Source organism: Pseudomonas sp. NY15356 (assembly GCF_048068175.1).
Taxonomy (GTDB): domain Bacteria; phylum Pseudomonadota; class Gammaproteobacteria; order Pseudomonadales; family Pseudomonadaceae; genus Aquipseudomonas; species Aquipseudomonas putida_K.
In genome coordinates, this window is the sequence record NZ_JBLUPW010000010.1 from 16,142 (window position 1) to 33,686 (window position 17,545).

Genomic DNA, 17,545 nt, shown 5'->3' on the forward strand with positions numbered 1-17,545 from the left:
CCGGCGCCCCATGTCGGGGGCTGCTCCGCCGCCCAATCGCGGGGCAAGCCCGCTCCTACCGACCAGCGTCACCTCCCCTGTAGGAGCGGCCTCGTGCCGCGAAAGGGCTGCTAAGCAGCCCCCTTTGGGCAGCCAATGGATGCCCCCGGGCCATTTCACCGGTACAATGCGCGCCTTGCCCGTGACAGCCCGACCATAACGATATGTCCCTCCCAAAGAATCACCTGGAACTGCTCAGCCCCGCCCGTGACGTGGCCATTGCCCGCGAAGCGATCCTGCATGGCGCCGACGCCATCTACATCGGCGGCCCCAGCTTCGGCGCACGCCACAATGCCTGCAACGAAGTCAGCGACATCGCCGGGCTGGTGGAATTCGCCCACCGCTACCACGCGCGGGTCTTCACCACCCTCAATACCATCCTCCACGACAACGAGCTCGAACCCGCCCGCCAGCTGATCCACCAGTTGTACGACGCCGGCGTCGACGCCTTGATCGTCCAGGACCTGGGGGTGATGGAGCTGGACATCCCACCGATCGAGCTGCACGCCAGTACCCAGACCGACATCCGCACCCTGGCCCGGGCCAAGTTCCTCGACCAGGCCGGCTTCTCCCAGCTGGTGCTGGCCCGCGAACTGAACCTGCAGCAGATCCGCACCATCGCCGCCGAGACTGATGCCGCGATCGAGTTCTTCATCCATGGCGCCCTGTGCGTGGCCTTCTCCGGCCAGTGCAACATCTCCCACGCCCAGACCGGCCGCAGCGCCAACCGTGGCGACTGTTCCCAGGCCTGCCGCCTGCCCTACACCCTGAAGGACGATCAGGGCCGCGTGGTGGCGTTCGAGAAGCACCTGCTGTCGATGAAGGACAACAACCAGACCGCCAACCTGAGCGACCTGGTGGACGCCGGCGTGCGCTCGTTCAAGATCGAGGGCCGCTACAAGGACATGGGCTATGTGAAGAACATCACCGCCCACTACCGCAAAGAGCTGGACGCCATCCTCGAAGGCCGCCCGGACCTGGCGCGCGCCTCCAGCGGGCGCACCGAGCACTTCTTCCTGCCCGACCCGGACAAGACCTTCCACCGCGGCAGCACCGACTACTTCGTCAGCGAACGAAAGATCGACATCGGCGCCTTCGACTCCCCGACCTTCACCGGCCTGCCGGTGGGCGTGGTGGAGAAGGTCGGCAAGCGCGACCTGCTGGTGGTCACCGACGTGCCGCTGACCAACGGCGACGGCCTCAACGTACTGGTCAAACGCGAAGTGGTGGGTTTCCGTGCCAACATCGCCGAGCCCAAGGGCGAATTCGAGGAAGACGGCCAGACGCGCTACCGCTACCGCGTCGAGCCCAACGAAATGCCCGAAGGGTTGTACAAGCTGCGCCCCAACCACCCGCTGTCGCGCAACCTGGACCACAACTGGCAGCAGGCCCTGCAACGCACCTCCGCCGAGCGCCGCGTGGGCGTACACTGGCACGCTGTGCTGCGCGAGCAACGCCTGGCCCTGACCGTCACCAGCGAGGAAGGCGTCAGTGTGCAGGTGGCCCTCGACGGCCCGTTCGGCGCCGCCAACAAGCCGCAGCAGGCCCTGGACCAACTGCACGACCTGCTCGGCCAGCTTGGCACCACCCAGTACCACGCCGATGCCATCGAGCTGGACGCGCCGCAGGCGTACTTCATCCCCAACTCGCAGCTCAAGGCCCTGCGCCGCGAGGCCATCGAGGCGCTGACCGAAGCGCGGGTCAAGGCGCACCCGCGTGGCGGGCGAAAGGCCGAGACCAACCCGCCACCGGTCTACCCCGAGGCGCACCTGTCGTTCTTGGCCAACGTCTACAACCAGAAGGCCCGCGACTTCTACCACCGCCACGGGGTGCAGCTGATCGACGCCGCCTTCGAAGCCCACGAGGAACACGGCGAAGTGCCGGTGATGATCACCAAGCACTGCCTGCGCTTCTCCTTCAACCTGTGCCCCAAGCAGGCCAAGGGCGTCACCGGCGTGCGCACCAAGGTCGCACCGATGCAGTTGGTGCATGGCGATGAAGTGCTGACCCTGAAGTTCGATTGCAAGCCCTGCGAAATGCACGTGGTCGGCAAGATCAAGGATCACATCCTCGACCTGCCCACCCCAGGCAGCGCCGTGGCCCAGGTGGTCGGCCACATCAGCCCGGAAGACCTGCTCAAGACCATCCCCCGCGCGCCGCACTGAGTGCGCAGCCCGCTCCCACAGTCGATTCGCACAAAATCTGTAGGAGCGGGCTTGCCCCGCGATCGGGCCGCAAAGCGGCCCCATTTCCTACGTTCATCAATTGGTACTCTGGTACACCAAATACCACTGTAAACGATAATCCCTATCAGTTATGATCCGCGCCTTCCCGCCCCTCGTAGGATCGTACTGCAATGCGTCGTGCGTTCGTTTCATTCTGTCTCATCAATGCCGTTGCCCCCGTTGCCCTGGCTGAACCCACGGCGCCCCTGGAACTGCAAGCCGTCAACATCGACGCCGCCAGCGATCTGGAGCGTGCCGACGGCCCTGTGATCGGCTACAGGGCCACCCGCTCGGCCAGCGCCACGCGCACCGACACGGCCCTGCACGAGACGCCGCAGTCGGTCAGCGTGGTGCCCAAGGACGTCCTCGAGGACACCGCTGCCACCCGCCTGCAGGACGGCCTGGACTACGCCGGCGGTGTAGGCCGCGCCAACAACTTCGGCGGCCAGGGCCTGACCACCTTCACCGTGCGAGGCTTCACCACCGGCGAGTTCTACCGCAACGGCTTCCCCATCAACCGTGGCTATCCGAACGCGCCCGACGCCAACACCGTCGAACGCCTGGAAGTGCTGCGCGGCCCGGCCACCAGCCTGTACGGCCGCGGCGACCCCGGCGGTACCTTCAACGCGATCAGCAAGCAGCCCCTGGCCGAGCCCAAGGTCACCCTGGGCAGCCAGTTCGATGACCAGGGCATGCACCGCGCCACCCTCGACGCCACCGGCCCGCTCAGCGAAGACGGCCGCCTGGCCTACCGTCTGAACCTGCTCGGCGAGGGCGGCGAGACCTTCCGCGACAACGTGGAGACCGAGCGTTACGACGTCGCGCCGGTGCTCAGCTGGCAGGTCAATGACACCACGCGCATCGTCTTCGAAGGCGATTTCATGCGCAACAACCACCCCTTGGACCGTGGCCTGACCCGCTACCCGACCCAACGCGGCACCGCCTCGCGCGATACCAATATCTGGGAAAAAGGCAGCGACAACCTGCTGCACAACGACAACGACATGGCCCAGCTGCGTTTCGAGCACCAACTCAACGACGACTGGACCCTGGGCGGCGGCATGCAGTGGCTCGACGGCACCCTCAAGGGCAACGCGGTGGAAGGCAACAGGCTGCAAGCCGATGGCCATACCCTCGGGCGCAACTTCAACTACCGCAAACTGGAATGGACCGACCGGGACTACCAGCTTAACCTCACCGGCCACTTCGACACCGCAGGCTTCTCCCATACCCTGCTGACCGGCATCGAATACGAAGATTACGATTATCAACAGTTCATCCGGCGCTCGGACGGTGGTGAGGGCGACTATCCCATCGATCTGTTCGACCCGGTACTGGGCCAGCCTCGCCCGGCACTGACCCGAACTACCACCGATGACAAGGAAAACCTCAAAACTTGGGCAGCCTTCATCCAGGATCAGGTTGCCCTGACCGAGCGGCTGAAGGTCTTGGCTGGCCTGCGTTTCGAACGCTTCGAGCATAGGTTCGACAACTTCCGTGAAGGCGCCGTTGACTGGACCGCCGCCGACAACGCCGTCACCCCGCGCCTGGGCCTGATCTACGACTTGACCGACACCGTCGCCGTGTATGCCAACACTGCCCGTTCGTTCAAGCCCAACAGCGGTGCCAGCCTTCAAGGCCAGGGCTTCGACCCGGAGAAAGGCAAATCCTACGAGCTGGGCGTGAAATGGGAAGCGCTGGATCGCCAGCTGAGCGTCGATGCTGCCGTCTACCACATCGTCAAGGAAAACGTCCTGGCCAACGACCCGCAGGACCCCACCGGCACCTACAAGGTGGCCGCCGGCGAAGTGCGCAGCCGCGGCCTGGACATCACCGTGGCCGGCAACATCACCCCCGAATGGCGGATGATCGGTGGCTACGCCTATGTCGACGCCGAAGTGACCAAGGACACCAGCCTGCCGACCGGCACCCGCCTGGCCAACATTCCGCGCAACAGCTTCAGCCTGCTCAACACCTACGAGTTCCAGGACGGGCTGGCCAAGGGACTTGGCCTGGGCATGGGCGTGAAGTACATCGACGACCGCGCCGGGCAGACCGCAGCGAGCACCTATACCATGCAGCAGTACACCGTGGTCGACCTGTTGGCGTTCTACCAGGTCAACGAGCATGTGCGCCTGAACCTGGACCTGAAGAACCTGTTCAACAAGGAATACGACGAAGGTGCCTTCAACAACTACGTCTACCCCGGCGCGCCGCGCACGGTGCAGGCGGGTGTGAGCTACACCTTCTGATCCATCGTCAAGGGGCTGCTGCGCAGCCCTTTCGCGGCACAAGGCCGCTACTACGTTGCGCGAAACCTGTAGGAGCGGCCTTGTGCCGCGAAAGGGCCGCAAAGCGGCCCCTTTTCGCAAAACCTACAGCAAGCCCAGCCCCCGCGCCGTGCGATCCACGGCCACCTTGGTCTTGGCCACCAACTCGTCGATATCTCCCCGGCTGGCCACCAGCGCCGGCGCCATGATCATCCGGCCCAGGGTCGAACGAATGATCACCCCTTCCTCGAACCCATAGGTCCGGCATTGCCAGGCCAGATCGTTCTCGTTGGCGTAGCGCTTGCGGGTGGCCTTGTCCTCGGCGAACTGCAGCGCCGCCACCAGGCCGGCTCCCTGGACCTCGCCGATCAGCGGGTGCTCGTCGAATACCTCGCGCAGGCAGCGCTGCAGGTAGGGGCCGGTGTCATCCTTGACCTGGCGCACAATGCCTTCGTCACGCAAGGCCTTGAGGTTGGCGATGGCCACCGCCGCGGCCACCGGGTGGCCGGAATAGGTCAGGCCGTGGGCGAACACCCCGCCCCGCTCCACCAGCGCCTCGGCGATGCGCTTGGAAAGCACCAGGCCACCCATGGGCACATAGCCGGAGGTCAGCCCCTTGGCGATGGACAAGGTGTCCGGCTCGAAACCGAAGTGACGGTGGGCGAACCATTCGCCGGTACGGCCGAAGCCGCCGATCACTTCGTCGGCGCACAGCAGTACGTCGTACTGGCGGCAGATGCGCTGGATCTCTGGCCAGTAGCTCTCTGGCGGGAAGATCATGCCGCCCGCCCCCTGGAACGGCTCGGCGATGAAACCGGCGACGTTCTCGGCCCCCAGTTCGAGGATCTTCTCTTCCAGCTGCAGTGCGCAGCGTCGGCCGAACGCCTCGGGCGTCAGGTCGCCACCCGCGGCGTACCAGTAGGGCTCGTCGATATGGGCGACATCCGGGATCAATCCGCCCATCTCGTGCATGAACTTCATGCCGCCCAAGGCCGTGGCCGCCAGGGTCGAGCCGTGGTAGCCGTTCCAGCGGCCGATCATGATCTTCTTGCCCGGCTTGCCCATCACCTGCCAGTAGCGACGCACGGTGCGGATCAGTACCTCGTTGGCTTCGGAACCGGAGTTGGTGTAGATCGCATGGCTGTAGTGCCCCGGCAACAGGCTGAACAACAGCTCGGACAGCTCGATCACCGCCGGGTGGGTGGTGTGGAAGAACATGTTGTAGTACGCCAGCTGATCCATCTGGGTGGCGGCGGCGGCGGTCAGGTCCCTGCGGCCGTACCCCAGCTGGGTGCACCACAGGCCCGACATACCGTCGAGGTAGCGCTTGCCATCGTTGTCCCACAGGTGCAGGCCCTCACCGCGCACGATCACCCTTGGGCCTTCGGCGTTGAGCGCCTTCTGGTCGAGGAAGGCATGGATGTGGTGCGCGGCATCGGCGCTCTGGTAGTCGCGGGTTTCGCGTTGGGGCTGGAACGGTGCGTTCATGGTTGTTCTCCGTGGGTGGGGATCAGCGCAGCTGGAACCAGGTGGTCTTCAGTTGGGTGTACTTGTCGAACGAATGCAGCGAGAGGTCGCGGCCAAAGCCGGACTGGCGGCCACCGCCGAAGGGCACCACCACGTCCAGGGCATCGACCGTGTTGACCGACACGGTGCCGGCCTTCAGGCGCCGGGCCACACGGTGGGCGCGGTTGAGGTCATCGCTCCACACCGAGGCAGCCAGGCCGTAGACGCTGTCGTTGGCCAGGCGCAGGGCGTGTTCTTCGTCATCGAAGGCGCTCACCGCCAGCACCGGGCCGAAGATTTCCTCACGGGCCAGGGCCATGTCGGCACGCACGTCGGTGAACACGGTGGGGGCGATGAAATTGTCCGAGCCGTTGATGGTCAGGCGCTGGCCGCCACACAGCAGGCGCGCCCCGTCGGCCCGGGCCTGTTCGATGGCAGCGCTGATGCGCGCGCTCTGGCTGACATCGACGATGGCGCCGGCGCGGCTGGCTGGGTCCAGCGGGTCGCCGGGGAGCCAGTCGCGGGCCTTGAGCAGCAGGCGCTCGACGAACTCATCGTGGATCGTACGTTGCACGTAGAGGCGCGAATTGGCCGAGCACACCTCGCCCTGGTTGAAGAAGATGCCGAAGGCGGCCTTCTCGGCAGCCAGGTCCAGGTCCTGGCAGTCGTCGAACACCAGGTTCGGGCTCTTGCCGCCGCACTCCAGCCATACCTGCTTGAGGTTGGACTGCGCCGAGTACTGCATGAAGTACTTGCCCACCTGGGTGGAGCCGGTGAACACCAGGCAGTCCACGTCCGGGTGCAGGCCCAGGGCCCGGCCGGCCTGTTCGCCAAGGCCCGGCACCACGTTCAGCACGCCTTCCGGCAAGCCGGCTTCCAAGGCCAGTTCAGCCAGGCGCAGGGCCGAGAACGGCGACTGCTCGGCAGGCTTGAGCACCACGCTGTTGCCGGCGGCCAGGGCCGGGGCGACCTTCCACGCGGCCATGTCCAGCGGGAAGTTCCACGGCACCACCGCACCGACCACACCCAGAGCCTCGCGGGTGACGGTGGCCAGGGCATTGCCGGCAGTGGGCGCGACCTGGTCGTAGAGCTTGTCCAGGGCTTCGCCATACCAGGCGAACACCTGCGCGGCCCCGGGCACATCGATGGCATAGGCATCCATTACCGGCTTGCCCATGTTCAGCGAGTCGAGCAGGGCCAGCTCCTCACGGTGGGCCAGCATCAACTCGGCCAGGCGCAGCAGCACGCGCTTGCGTGCGCTGGGCGCCATGCGTGCCCAAGGGCCCTGCTCGAAGGCACGGCGCGCCGAACGCACGGCCAGGTCGACCTCCGCCTCGCCGCACGCTGCGACCTGGGCCAGCAACTGGTTGGTCGCCGGGTTGATCGCCTCGAAGGTCGCGCCCGAGCGGGCCGCCAGCGGGCGGCCGTCGATCAGGGCGGTGTCGATGAAGCGTTGCTGTGCAGCACGCTGCTGCCAATCGCTCAATGTATGCACGCAGGACTCCCTCACGGCCGCTGCGGCGGCCGATGGTTATGGTTGGCAATGGGGTGGCGCGGGTAGCTGGGTCAGCGCCTTCGCAGGTAGCTTTCCAGCGGGTCCTTGCTCAGGCCTTCCTGGGCCTGGGCCAGGGAGTCGATGAACAAGGAGAACAGCTCGGACTGCTTGGCAATGTCCAGCTTGGTGTAGAGGTTCTTGCGGTGGGTCTTGACCGTGTCCTCGCTGATGCCCAGGCGTTCGGCCAGGGAGCGGGTCGAGTGGCCGCGCAACAGGTCCTGGGCGATACGGCATTCGCGCTCGGTCAACAGCGACGAGCCGAAATTGTTCAACGCAGCATTGATCTGCCGCCCCAGGGCACTTTCGAAGCGCCCGCCGAGGCTGTCGGCATCCAGCTGCCCCCAATGCCGGCGGACCACCGCCACCACCCAGGGCGCGATGCGCTTGAGGTCGGCGACCTGCGTAGCATTCAGCCTGCGGGTGCTGCCCAGGGCTACGGCGATGGTCAGCTGGGTATCGAGCGGGACGATGTAGTTGAGTTCGTCTTCGAGGTGCGCGTGCTGGTAGAACGACAGGTAGTACTCGCTGCGCTTGAAATGGTCGGGGGCGACGTCGCTCAACCGGTAGCAGCCAGGGGTGATGCCCTCCATGCAGGCGCGGTAGAACGGGCACAGCAGGTAGTAGCCTTCGAGGTACTTCTGCACGTTGCCCTCGGGCAGCCAGGGCCCCTCTTCGTCGTTTGCGAACAGTGCCGAGGGCAGGCCCTTGCGTGGGTACAGGAACACCGTGATGGCCTGGCTCCGGGCCAGGCAGTTGAGCGCGGCGAACAGTGCCTCGACGAAGCCCGGTGTGCCGATGGCCTCGATGACTCGGGCCATCTGCGCGTACCAGTCGGGCGATTTCAGCCGGTCTTTGCTCATGTCGTGGGTCCCCGCCAGGGTTGTTCTTATGTTGTCGCTGGGCAGGATTGTTTCATGCGATCGCCAGGGCGACCATCACCCTTCGGGGTGAGGCCGTGGCCCGAACGGGAATGAACGACCGGTCACCCTCACCAGCCTAATGCCAGGCAAGCCAACCCTGGAGGAGACTGGCCATGGCCGACCCCAAGCAGCCCGTGAACCCCGTGCACCCCGACCCCTACGTGGACGAAATCCCCCATGACCCTGGGGAACAGGTACCACAGCCGGAAAAACAGGCGCCCGACTGGCCTGAAGGCCAGGTGCCGCCAGAAGAGCAGTCGGACGGCTGAGCGACCGTTGGTCGCCCCTGCCCCCGCGCCGATGGATTTCCCATCACCGGAGCTGGATCTGAATTCATGAGACGTGGCCGATGGCCCTGCTCTCACTCCTGTGTTCGGCCCGCCGCCGGCGGGCCCTTTTTCCGAACCCGTGGAGGCCACACCATGTACGACTTCCTGCAGATGGGCGGCGGCAACGTCCAGGACGACTGGCCGGAGCTCGACCCGAACGTGCAGCCAGACCAACGCAACGACCGCGCCGACGACCCGGACACCGACCCCAGCATCGAGGATGACGGCAATCGCCCGGGCGTACCGGCCAGCGACCCGGAGTCCGGCGCCTGAACAGCTGCGGGGCAAGCGGCTTCCCCTTCAGCCAGGAGAATCCGCTTGCCCCGCAAGGCCCGCTTCAGGCCGTTACCGCTTCGCTGCCAGGTGGGTCACCCGGCACGGCGGCCTGCGTCACGCCCTCACCGGTGGTCGGCACGAAGGCCGGCCCGCTGCCAGAAAGCCGCCAATTGACGTCGGTCACACCATAGCGCTCCGCCATCGGCCGACTCACCTTCCTGATCTTCTCCCGTCCGAACTTCGGAATGATCCCGACCCCAGCATCACAGCTGGCCCAATGCCAGGCCTCGGCATTGTCCATGCGTTCCAGACGAATGATGAAACTGCGCGGCTGGCCGTGCAGCCGGTAGTCGATGATGTACAACTGTGGGGTTGGCATCTTGGGGCCTCCTTTTCGCCATGGATGACTTTCTGATTGATTGGGGTTTTCCGTGAAGATTCAAAAGATTGTCGAACAATTTGAATGAATGGCCTGATGCCCATGGGCCACCTACCTAGGCCCCTGCCGGATCGAGCTGGATGAACAGGCAATAGCCGCCCAGCAATACCCAGAAAACCAGGAACAACCAGGGCGTTCGCATCGAGAACATCAGCGACTTGCGATGGCCGTGCCGGGTCGACTCGGTTTCGCAGAACAACGGCCAGTCGTCGTAGGCCATGCCCATGCTCGGTTCGCTGCTCAGCAGTTGGCTCTGCTTGAAGTACCAATGGTCGATGATGCCGTAGGCCGCACGGATTCCCGGCCAGGCATTGAGCGAGCTGAGCACCCCGAGCAAGGCCAGGAACGCCGGCACCACCAGGGTGAACGGTGCCCCCCACTTCGGGTTGAGGTTGGCCATGCACGAGGCGAAGGCAATCACCAGGAACGACTGCGCCGACAGGTAGGCATCGGTGCGGTTGGCCAGGATACTGGTTTCGTACTGGATCTCCCGGCGATAGAACTCCAGGCGCTCCCGGGGCGTTGCAAACATCTGCCCTTGCTCCGGCGGGTGCAGGTCCTGGCTGTTGACCGAGGTGAGGATTCTTCGCGTCATTGCCCCTCCAACGCCTGATGCAAACCCGCGCGTCGGGCACCAGGATCACCCTGCGCCTCGATACGCGCATGCTTCGCTCTGCGTGATGAAACAGGAACGACCCCAGACAGGCGGCCGCTGGCCACCTGCCTGGGGTCGGCGCCCGGCAGCGTCAGCACCGGGCTTCAGCGAATGCGCGCATTCACTGGTTGCGCCCGCCGCCGTGGCTGTGCTGGCCGCCCTTGCGGCCTGCCTCGGAAGCGCGTTCACGGTCGTTGGCGAAGTTACCCCCGGAATTCTGGCCGCCCTTGTGGCCGGCGCGGGAGGCTTTTTCGCGGTCGTTGGCGAAATTGCCTGGGTTGGTTTCCTTGGTGCCGCCACGTTGTCCGGATTGCTCTTGGTCACGAGCCATGTCATTTCTCCTTGCGAGTGGATTGGCTTTGCACGCAATTGCACCGTGCAGTAGTTCCGAACAGGTCGCAGCGCCAACTGCTCAATCGATCTGGGCCACCGCTGACGAGTGGCGCGAAACACTCCAGCAGGGAAAAGATTGCGCGCCAGCGGCTGGCGTACCACAGCCGCCCGCGCAAGTTTTTTGCACTGCCGCAGGCTGCCGAGGTCATAGCTCGACAGGCTCGTCATCGCTCGCCGCCAGGCCCATCGCCTGCCTATAATCGGGCTTCACAGATGCCCGGCGATGCTTCGATGGGCCACCTTTAGGTCTGCACAAGGCTGCGTCCCATGAAGTCGTCCTCCAAGCCTACCCTCGCCTCGCCACACAACCCGGCGCTGAGCCCGAGCCACCTGGCATTTCCGGTGGTGGGCATCGGCGCATCGGCCGGCGGGCTGGAAGCCATCTGCACCTTTTTCCGGCAGATGCCTGCCGATTGCGACATGGCCTTCGTGGTGGTCCTGCACCTGTCGCCCGACCACCAGAGCGTGGCCGACCGGATCATCCAGGAAACCACCGCCATGCCGGTGCAACAAGTCAGCGAACCGGTGCCGATCGAGCGCAACCACGTCTACGTGATTTCCCCGGCCAACCGCTTGTCCACCAACGACGGCTACCTGCGGGTCAGCCCGGCCAACCGCCGCCGGGGCGACCATGTGGCCATCGACCTGTTCTTCCGCGACCTGGCCGACGTGCACAAGGACCATGCCTTCTGCGTGGTGCTGTCCGGCACCGGGGCCGATGGCGCCGTGGGCCTTTCGCGGATCAAGGAGCAAGGCGGCGTGACCCTGGTGCAGTCGCCGGACGATGCGTTGTACGACAGCATGCCACGCGCGGCCCTGGAGACCGGCATGGTCGACATGGTGCTGCCGGCCGCCGAGATGCCGCAGAAACTGCTGGAACTCTGGCACAACGCCCGCCAGGTCAAGCTGCCGCAGATCGAGGACGACAGCCTGCCGCCAGCACTCGGTACCCGCAGGGGCGACCCGCGCCATGCCGAACCCTTGCTGGAGGAAATCCTCCTGCTGCTGCGCACCAACACCGGCCATGATTTCCAGCACTACAAGCGCGCCACCGTGTTGCGCCGCATCGAGCGGCGCCTGCATGTCACGGGCCAGGCAGACCTCGCCGCCTATTACCGCTACCTGGAGCAGCACCGCGAGGAGTCCGCGGCGCTGCTGGCCGACATGCTCATCGGCGTGACCAACTTCTTCCGCGACCGGGAGGCGTTCGAGGCACTGGAACGCCATGTACTGCCGGAGCTGGTCAGCGACGGCGAAAGCGGCGACGGGCCGGGCGAGATCCGTATCTGGTCGGCGGGCTGCTCCACCGGCGAAGAGGCCTACAGCCTGGCCATGCTGGTGTGCGAGCAACTGGCCGTGGAGCGACGCGAGGCCAAGGTGCAGGTATTTGCCACCGACCTGGACGAACGGGCCATCGCCACCGCCCGCACCGGCAGCTATTCGGAGGCCATCGTCACCGACGTGCCGCCGGCGCGTCTGCGCCAGTTCTTCGTCAAGGAAGACCAGCACTACCGGGTGCGCAAGGAAATCCGCGAGAAGGTGCTGTTCGCCCGGCACAACCTGCTCTCCGACCCGCCGTTCTCCCAGATCGACCTGATCGTCTGCCGCAACCTGCTGATCTACCTCGATCGCGAGGTGCAGCAGGACATCCTGCAGATGTTCCATTTCGCCCTGCGCCCGGGTGGCCATCTGTTCCTGGGGTCGTCCGAATCGGCCGACCTCGGCAACGAGCTGTTCGCCCCGGTCGACAAGCGCAACCGTATCTTCCGTGCCCGCCCGGCGAGCCCCGCCAACCGCATGCCAGGGCGCCAACTGCCGGGCACGGAGCTGCTCGCCACCCAGCCCGACAACCGCACCAAGGCCCGCCCCGGCCGCAAGCCCTCCTACGCCGAGGTGCACCACCGCGCCCTGGCCCGGCGTACGCCACCGAGCCTGATCGTCGATGGTGATGGCAACATCCTGCACATGAGCGAAGGCGTCGGGCGCTTCCTGCACCTGGTGGGCGGCGAGCCGAGCCGCAACCTGATCAACCTGGTGCTGCCCGCCCTGCGTCTGTCGCTGCGCAGCACCCTGTTCCAGGCACGCCAGGGCGCCCAGGCGGTCACCTCGCGCCCGGTCGACCTCGGCGAAGGCGAGCATAAGGTGCAGGTCGAAATCGTGGTCCAGCCGCACAAAGACGAACCCAGTGGCAGCGAATGCCTGCTGGTGGTGTTCGAGGAGCGCATACCTGACCCTTCCCTGATGCCTACCGGCGGTATCCGCCAAACCGACAGCATGGTGCTGGCCAACCTCGAACGCGAATTGCAGCGCACCCGCCTGCAACTGCAGGAAACCATCGAGCAGTCAGAGATCTCCAGCGAAGAGCTGACCGCCTCCAACGAGGAAATGCAGGCGATCAACGAGGAGCTGCGCTCGGCCAGCGAAGAGCTGGAAACCAGCAAGGAAGAGCTGCAGTCGATCAACGAGGAACTGCTCACGGTCAACTACGAGCTCAAGAACAAAGTGGAGGAAACCGACAAGGTCAACGACTACCTGAGCAACCTGATCGCCTCCACTGCCATCGCCACGGTGTTCGTCGACCGCAACCTGCATATCCGCTGGTTCACCCCACGCGCCACCGACATCTTCAACATGCTGCCGGTCGATACCGGCCGCTCCCTGCTCGACATCACCCACCGCCTGGACTACCCGGAGCTGGCCGACGATGCCCGCGCGGTGGCCCAGGGCGAGACCACCATCGAGCGCGAGGTCGGAGGCGAGAACCAGCGCTGGTACCTGGCCCGCCTGCTGCCATACCGTGCCAGCGAGCAGAAGATCGACGGCACCGTGCTGACCTTCATCGACATCAGCAAGGGCCGCGCCGTGGAGGAGCGCCTGCGCCTGGGCGAGGAGCGCATGCGCCTGGTGGCCGAGAGCACCCACGAGTTCGCCATCATCCTGCTCGACGAACAAGGCCTGGTGACCGACTGGAACACCGGCGCCACACTGATCTTCGGCTACACCAAGGCCGAGGTAATCGGACGCAACTACGAGCTGATCTTCACCGAGGAAGACCGCAAGGACGGCGTGCCTGCTCGCGAGCTGCGCGGTGCCCGCCTCAACGGCCGGGGCCAGGACGAGCGCTGGCACGTGCGCAAGGACGGCAGCCGGTTCTATTGCAGCGGCGAGGTGTCATTGCTCAAGGGCAGCAGCCTGCGCGGCTACGTGAAGATCGCCCGTGACCTGACCGGGCACAAGCGCCTGCATGACGAACAATCCAAGCAACTGGCCGAGTCCCAGAGCAGCAGCCACATGAAGGATGAGTTCTTCGCCATCATGTCCCATGAGCTCAAGCACCCACTGAACCTGATCCAGCTCAACGCCGAGATCCTCCGGCGCCTGCCGGTGGTGAAGAACGCCACCGCCGCCAGCAAGGCGGTCGGCACCATCTGCGAGGCCGTGGCCAGCCAGGCACGGATCATCGACGACCTGCTCGATGTGGCGCGCATTCGTACCGGCAAGCTCAAGCTCAAGACCGAGCCCGTAGACCTGTGCGCGATCCTGCGCGACATCCACGCCGTGGTGCGCAGCGAGCAGCACCCGTGCGATGTGGTACTGGAGCTGTCTGCCGACGGCCAGCCGCTGTACATCGAGGGCGATATCACCCGCCTGGAACAGATCATCTGGAACCTGCTCAACAATGCACTGAAGTTCAGCCCCGCCGGCAGCCAGATCCGCCTGGTGCTGGGCCGTCAGGGCGAACAGGCCCTGCTGCACGTGATCGACCAGGGCGTGGGCCTGAGCGAGGAAAGCCTGGAAAACATCTTCGACCTGTTCACCCAGGCCGCCCCGCAACTGGCCAGCCACAGCCGTGAAGGGCTGGGGATCGGGCTGTCGCTGGTGCGCCAACTGGTCCAGGCCCATGGCGGTACTGTCCAGGCCAGCTCGCCTGGGCTCGGCAAGGGCTGCACCTTCATCGTTCGCCTGCCGCTGTGCGACCCCAGCCAGCAGTTGCGACGCGACGCCGGTGATCAGGGCAGCGACGGGCGGCTCGAGGGCATTCGGGTGCTGCTGGTCGATGACGCTCCCGACGTGCTGGAGATCATGCAGCAGTTGCTGGAAATGGAAGGTGCCCAGGTACACGCTTTCAGCGACCCGCGCGCAGCCCTGCAAGCCGCTGCAGGCAGCGAGTACGACATCATCCTCTCGGATATCGGCATGCCGGTCATGGACGGCCATGCCCTGATCAAGGCGCTGCGGGAAAGCCCGCACCTGAGCACCATCCCCGCCATCGCCCTGACCGGCTACGGTGCCAGTGCCGACCAGTACAAGTCACGGCAATCGGGTTTCGATCGCCATTTGAACAAGCCCGTCGCCTACGACGAACTGGTCGAGGCCATCGAGGCATTGAGCGGCTCCCAGCCCTACTGACCGCTCATCCGGGTGTTGACGCATCCGACTCAACCTCCAGGCGCTTTTCCGGGCCAAATCCAGCAGGACCACTGGATTTTGCCTGGAGCCTGCATGAAGTCCGTCAAGCACCGCGCCACTGTGATCTGTCGTCACGGCAGGAAGACCCGCAAATGGCTGTGGGTGAGAAAGCCCAAGGCACCATGGACCCTGCCCGGCGGCAAGATCGAGCCCGGCGAGACGCCGGCCCAGGCTGCCGAGCGAGAGTTGCTCGAGGAAACCGGGCTCAAGGCCCAGGACCTGACCTTCCTGATGCGCTATGAATCGCCCCAGCGCGTGCATTACGTGTTCGAGGCCCTGTTCGCCGATGAGCCCCAGCCCGCTGCCTGCCATGAGATCGCCGACTGCCGTTTCGAACACCTCGACCGGGTGCCGGCGATCAAGGATGAGATCAAGCTGCTGATCCGGTCATTGCTCGCCTGCGACCAGACCCTGGCCGCGTCGGTGCGGTGACTTTTTGGGAGGTGCTATGGTGCTGGACAAGCTCAAAGTGCCCTAGGTTGGTTTAATACTTCTCAGCCGTATAAATATGGCCCAGGCGCCGCTCGCTTCGTGGGAGCTGGCGACAGCCTGCGATGGGCCGGCCCTGGTAGCGCGGTGCCATGCAAGGGCTTGGCCCCTGATCGCGGGCAAGCCCACACCTACAGCTTGGTGATCAGGGCAGCAGGGTCCAGCGGCCGCTGTTCTGGCGCTGGGCTGGCTCTACCGGGCCATCGTGCTGGGTGTAGAGGAACATCCCCGACTGGTCCGTGAGACACTTGAGCGTCAGGGTATAGGTGGCACTACCGTCTGGATGCCGTTCGGTCATGTCGATCTCACCCAGGCCACGCTGGATGTTCCTGTATTCGTACTTGCCTTCCATTTTGATATCGGTACCCAACACCTCCAGCGTATAGCGTTCACGCCCGAAATCGACCTTCACCATACGACCGGCATTGGGATTGCTGGGCTGATACAGCGGGTCGCTCAGGTTGATCATCTGTCGCTGGTTCAAGTCCAAAGGCACGTCACAGCTGGAAGCCATTGCTACGGCCGGAGCGACCAGGGCAAACAACACACACAGACTTTTGCGATACATAGGGACATCTCCTTGAAATGTCCTCCCCATGTTAAGGATCCGTATCGCATGGTCTGTAGGAAAAGCTGCAAGTCTCGCCGCCCCTTACCTCACGCATGCACACTGTGCTGGCAAGCATCCGCCTCGATGGGCATCTCGTCGATGGCATGGATCATCCCACTTTCCAGCGCTTCCTTGGCACCGAGGATGCGCGGATAGGCCATCAGATAGCGCGGCACGTCCAACACCTCGGAGGCCCCTTCGGTGCGCTCGGCCACTATCTGGGCATACAGGCGCAGGTCGTAGTCCAGGCTCATCGCATATTCGGCCATGCGTGAATGGTCCACCGAGCCGTGCAAGGTCCAGTGGAACGGGTGGAACAAGAATTTGCTCAACGCGCAGGCCGTACGGTGCTCGCCCGCCAGGAACAGGATATTGCCCATGGACTCCACCGTGCCCAGGTTATGGGTATGCACCTGTACCGGCAGCGAGCGCAGGAAGTTGTACAGGGTGAACCCGTAGCTGCACTCCCCGCCCATGGTGGCGATATTGATCTGCAAGACCTCGGCACCCTGTTGCAGGGCCCGGGCGCTGGTGCTGATCAGGTTGCCGCAGGTGGACGAGTTGATCGGCCCGGTGAAGTGAATGATGTGTCTGGCCATGCTTGCCTCCAAGGTTGGCGGAAATCATTCCAGTGAAACGTCAATCGGATTGCTCGACGGCGTCCGGTGGCGCGCCGTTGCCGTTCTTGTCCTTTTCGCCCATGCGCTGGTACTGCTTGCGCAAGGCATGCAGCTGGGCCGAATCCATGTCCTCCAGGGCCAACAGCGCTTTATGCGCCTTGCGCGTGGTGCGCAGCAGCTCGTCGATCTTGATGTGCAGCACGTCGTTGTCGCGGTTCTGGGTGTTCTGGATCAGGAACACCATCAGGAAGGTGATGATGGTGGTCGAGGTGTTGATCACCAGTTGCCAGGTGTCGTTGAAGTCGAACAACGGCCCGCTCACGGCCCAGGCCACGATCAGCAACAGGGCGATGGCGAAAGTCAGCGGTCGGCCAGCCCATTTGGCCAGCCAGTGGGCGAAACGGTCGAATTTCATGCCGGCAGTCCTCCTCAGCCACCCGGCATCAGCCCGGCAGCTTGTCCTCGCCAGGCAAGCCTTGCAGGTCAGGGTCGTCGGGCAGGACCTCTGGGTCATCCTCGGGCTTCTCACTGGCCTGCGGTTGCGCGTTCAGTTCTTCGAAATCGGTGTCGGTGTTCATGGTTCGGTTCCTCTGCCAATGCCAGGCGGGCCAAATCCTCCCCTGGCATGCGGTGGAATCGCCGGCGGCGGCAAAGTTCAAAAACGATGCCCCGCTCCACTCGTCAAACTTCCTGAACCCTCACCGCCTGCGTCGAGTCGCAATTCAAGGACAGACCTGCAACCCATCACG

General features: G+C 64.8%; 15 protein-coding genes and 1 pseudogene. 6 read left to right on the forward strand and 10 right to left on the reverse strand.

Features of this window, described 5'->3' with window-relative positions; genetic code table 11:
• Positions 1–203 precede the first annotated feature (203 nt).
• Positions 204–2,204: a U32 family peptidase gene (locus tag ACNFCI_RS10330; protein WP_368828925.1), complete on the forward strand. Its 2,001-nt coding sequence runs from the start codon at positions 204–206 to the stop codon at positions 2,202–2,204.
• Positions 2,205–2,395: 191 nt separating this feature from the next.
• Positions 2,396–4,516: a TonB-dependent siderophore receptor gene (locus ACNFCI_RS10335; protein ID WP_368828924.1), complete on the forward strand. Its 2,121-nt coding sequence runs from the start codon at positions 2,396–2,398 to the stop codon at positions 4,514–4,516.
• Positions 4,517–4,639: 123 nt separating this feature from the next.
• Here the strand turns inward: ACNFCI_RS10335 and ACNFCI_RS10340 are convergent, their stop codons facing one another.
• The 3 genes from ACNFCI_RS10340 to ACNFCI_RS10350 form a co-directional block, all read right to left on the reverse strand.
• Complete coding sequence (locus tag ACNFCI_RS10340; protein ID WP_368828923.1) at positions 4,640–6,022, reverse strand: aspartate aminotransferase family protein; 1,383 nt, start codon at positions 6,020–6,022, stop codon at positions 4,640–4,642.
• A gap of 22 nt (positions 6,023–6,044) precedes the next feature.
• Complete coding sequence (locus ACNFCI_RS10345; RefSeq protein WP_368828922.1) at positions 6,045–7,535, reverse strand: aldehyde dehydrogenase; 1,491 nt, start codon at positions 7,533–7,535, stop codon at positions 6,045–6,047.
• Positions 7,536–7,606: 71 nt separating this feature from the next.
• A complete protein-coding gene (locus ACNFCI_RS10350; protein ID WP_368828921.1) occupies positions 7,607–8,455 on the reverse strand; it encodes a LuxR C-terminal-related transcriptional regulator in 849 nt (282 codons plus the stop codon).
• A 173-nt stretch (positions 8,456–8,628) separates the two neighbouring features.
• Here ACNFCI_RS10350 and ACNFCI_RS10355 point away from each other — a divergent pair, with 173 nt between their 5' ends.
• Positions 8,629–8,784 (forward strand): hypothetical protein, encoded by a 156-nt coding sequence (locus ACNFCI_RS10355; protein WP_172403026.1) that lies wholly within the window; start codon positions 8,629–8,631, stop codon positions 8,782–8,784.
• Between the two features lie 153 nt (positions 8,785–8,937).
• Positions 8,938–9,117, forward strand: a complete 180-nt coding sequence (locus tag ACNFCI_RS10360; RefSeq protein ID WP_084857801.1) for a hypothetical protein — start codon at positions 8,938–8,940, stop codon at positions 9,115–9,117.
• A 64-nt stretch (positions 9,118–9,181) separates the two neighbouring features.
• Here the strand turns inward: ACNFCI_RS10360 and ACNFCI_RS10365 are convergent, their stop codons facing one another.
• From ACNFCI_RS10365 to ACNFCI_RS10375, 3 genes and pseudogenes are all read right to left on the reverse strand, one after another.
• Positions 9,182–9,499: a DUF6555 family protein gene (locus tag ACNFCI_RS10365; RefSeq protein ID WP_253249350.1), complete on the reverse strand. Its 318-nt coding sequence runs from the start codon at positions 9,497–9,499 to the stop codon at positions 9,182–9,184.
• A gap of 115 nt (positions 9,500–9,614) precedes the next feature.
• Entirely contained in the window at positions 9,615–10,154 is a 540-nt protein-coding gene (locus ACNFCI_RS10370) for a hypothetical protein (RefSeq protein WP_084857800.1), read from the reverse strand.
• Between the two features lie 181 nt (positions 10,155–10,335).
• Positions 10,336–10,491, reverse strand: a pseudogene (locus tag ACNFCI_RS10375) (general stress protein); the annotation flags it as partial.
• A 383-nt stretch (positions 10,492–10,874) separates the two neighbouring features.
• Here ACNFCI_RS10375 and ACNFCI_RS10380 point away from each other — a divergent pair.
• Together ACNFCI_RS10380 and ACNFCI_RS10385 are read left to right on the forward strand one after the other, a co-directional pair.
• Positions 10,875–15,017, forward strand: a complete 4,143-nt coding sequence (locus ACNFCI_RS10380; protein WP_368828920.1) for a CheR family methyltransferase — start codon at positions 10,875–10,877, stop codon at positions 15,015–15,017.
• A gap of 93 nt (positions 15,018–15,110) precedes the next feature.
• A complete protein-coding gene (locus ACNFCI_RS10385; protein ID WP_368828919.1) occupies positions 15,111–15,509 on the forward strand; it encodes an NUDIX hydrolase in 399 nt (132 codons plus the stop codon).
• Between the two features lie 202 nt (positions 15,510–15,711).
• On the opposite strand, the gene ACNFCI_RS10390 is transcribed toward ACNFCI_RS10385, so the two are convergent.
• From ACNFCI_RS10390 to ACNFCI_RS10405, 4 genes are all read right to left on the reverse strand, one after another.
• A complete protein-coding gene (locus tag ACNFCI_RS10390) occupies positions 15,712–16,134 on the reverse strand; it encodes a hypothetical protein (RefSeq protein ID WP_368828918.1) in 423 nt (140 codons plus the stop codon).
• Between the two features lie 89 nt (positions 16,135–16,223).
• Entirely contained in the window at positions 16,224–16,775 is a 552-nt protein-coding gene (locus ACNFCI_RS10395; protein WP_084857795.1) for an ATP-dependent Clp protease proteolytic subunit, read from the reverse strand.
• A 40-nt stretch (positions 16,776–16,815) separates the two neighbouring features.
• The gene (locus tag ACNFCI_RS10400) at positions 16,816–17,211 is read right to left on the reverse strand and encodes a low affinity iron permease family protein (RefSeq protein WP_368828917.1); all 396 of its coding nucleotides are present in this window, start codon (positions 17,209–17,211) and stop codon (positions 16,816–16,818) included.
• Between the two features lie 28 nt (positions 17,212–17,239).
• Positions 17,240–17,374 (reverse strand): hypothetical protein, encoded by a 135-nt coding sequence (locus ACNFCI_RS10405; RefSeq protein WP_263498512.1) that lies wholly within the window; start codon positions 17,372–17,374, stop codon positions 17,240–17,242.
• Positions 17,375–17,545 lie beyond the last annotated feature (171 nt).

What these genes read in the sequence shown, in the direction of transcription:
- ACNFCI_RS10390 (WP_368828918.1), bottom strand. Translation starts at nt 16,134, where the DNA reads ATGTATCGCAAAAGTCTGTGTGTGTTGTTTGCCCTGGTCGCTCCGGCC.
- ACNFCI_RS10335 (WP_368828924.1), top strand. Translation starts at nt 2,396, where the DNA reads ATGCGTCGTGCGTTCGTTTCATTCTGTCTCATCAATGCCGTTGCCCCC.
- ACNFCI_RS10330 (WP_368828925.1), top strand. Translation starts at nt 204, where the DNA reads ATGTCCCTCCCAAAGAATCACCTGGAACTGCTCAGCCCCGCCCGTGAC.
- ACNFCI_RS10340 (WP_368828923.1), bottom strand. Translation starts at nt 6,022, where the DNA reads ATGAACGCACCGTTCCAGCCCCAACGCGAAACCCGCGACTACCAGAGC.
- ACNFCI_RS10360 (WP_084857801.1), top strand. Translation starts at nt 8,938, where the DNA reads ATGTACGACTTCCTGCAGATGGGCGGCGGCAACGTCCAGGACGACTGG.
- ACNFCI_RS10365 (WP_253249350.1), bottom strand. Translation starts at nt 9,499, where the DNA reads ATGCCAACCCCACAGTTGTACATCATCGACTACCGGCTGCACGGCCAG.
- ACNFCI_RS10385 (WP_368828919.1), top strand. Translation starts at nt 15,111, where the DNA reads ATGAAGTCCGTCAAGCACCGCGCCACTGTGATCTGTCGTCACGGCAGG.
- ACNFCI_RS10400 (WP_368828917.1), bottom strand. Translation starts at nt 17,211, where the DNA reads ATGAAATTCGACCGTTTCGCCCACTGGCTGGCCAAATGGGCTGGCCGA.
- ACNFCI_RS10405 (WP_263498512.1), bottom strand. Translation starts at nt 17,374, where the DNA reads ATGAACACCGACACCGATTTCGAAGAACTGAACGCGCAACCGCAGGCC.
- ACNFCI_RS10370 (WP_084857800.1), bottom strand. Translation starts at nt 10,154, where the DNA reads ATGACGCGAAGAATCCTCACCTCGGTCAACAGCCAGGACCTGCACCCG.
- ACNFCI_RS10350 (WP_368828921.1), bottom strand. Translation starts at nt 8,455, where the DNA reads ATGAGCAAAGACCGGCTGAAATCGCCCGACTGGTACGCGCAGATGGCC.
- ACNFCI_RS10355 (WP_172403026.1), top strand. Translation starts at nt 8,629, where the DNA reads ATGGCCGACCCCAAGCAGCCCGTGAACCCCGTGCACCCCGACCCCTAC.
- ACNFCI_RS10395 (WP_084857795.1), bottom strand. Translation starts at nt 16,775, where the DNA reads ATGGCCAGACACATCATTCACTTCACCGGGCCGATCAACTCGTCCACC.
- ACNFCI_RS10380 (WP_368828920.1), top strand. Translation starts at nt 10,875, where the DNA reads ATGAAGTCGTCCTCCAAGCCTACCCTCGCCTCGCCACACAACCCGGCG.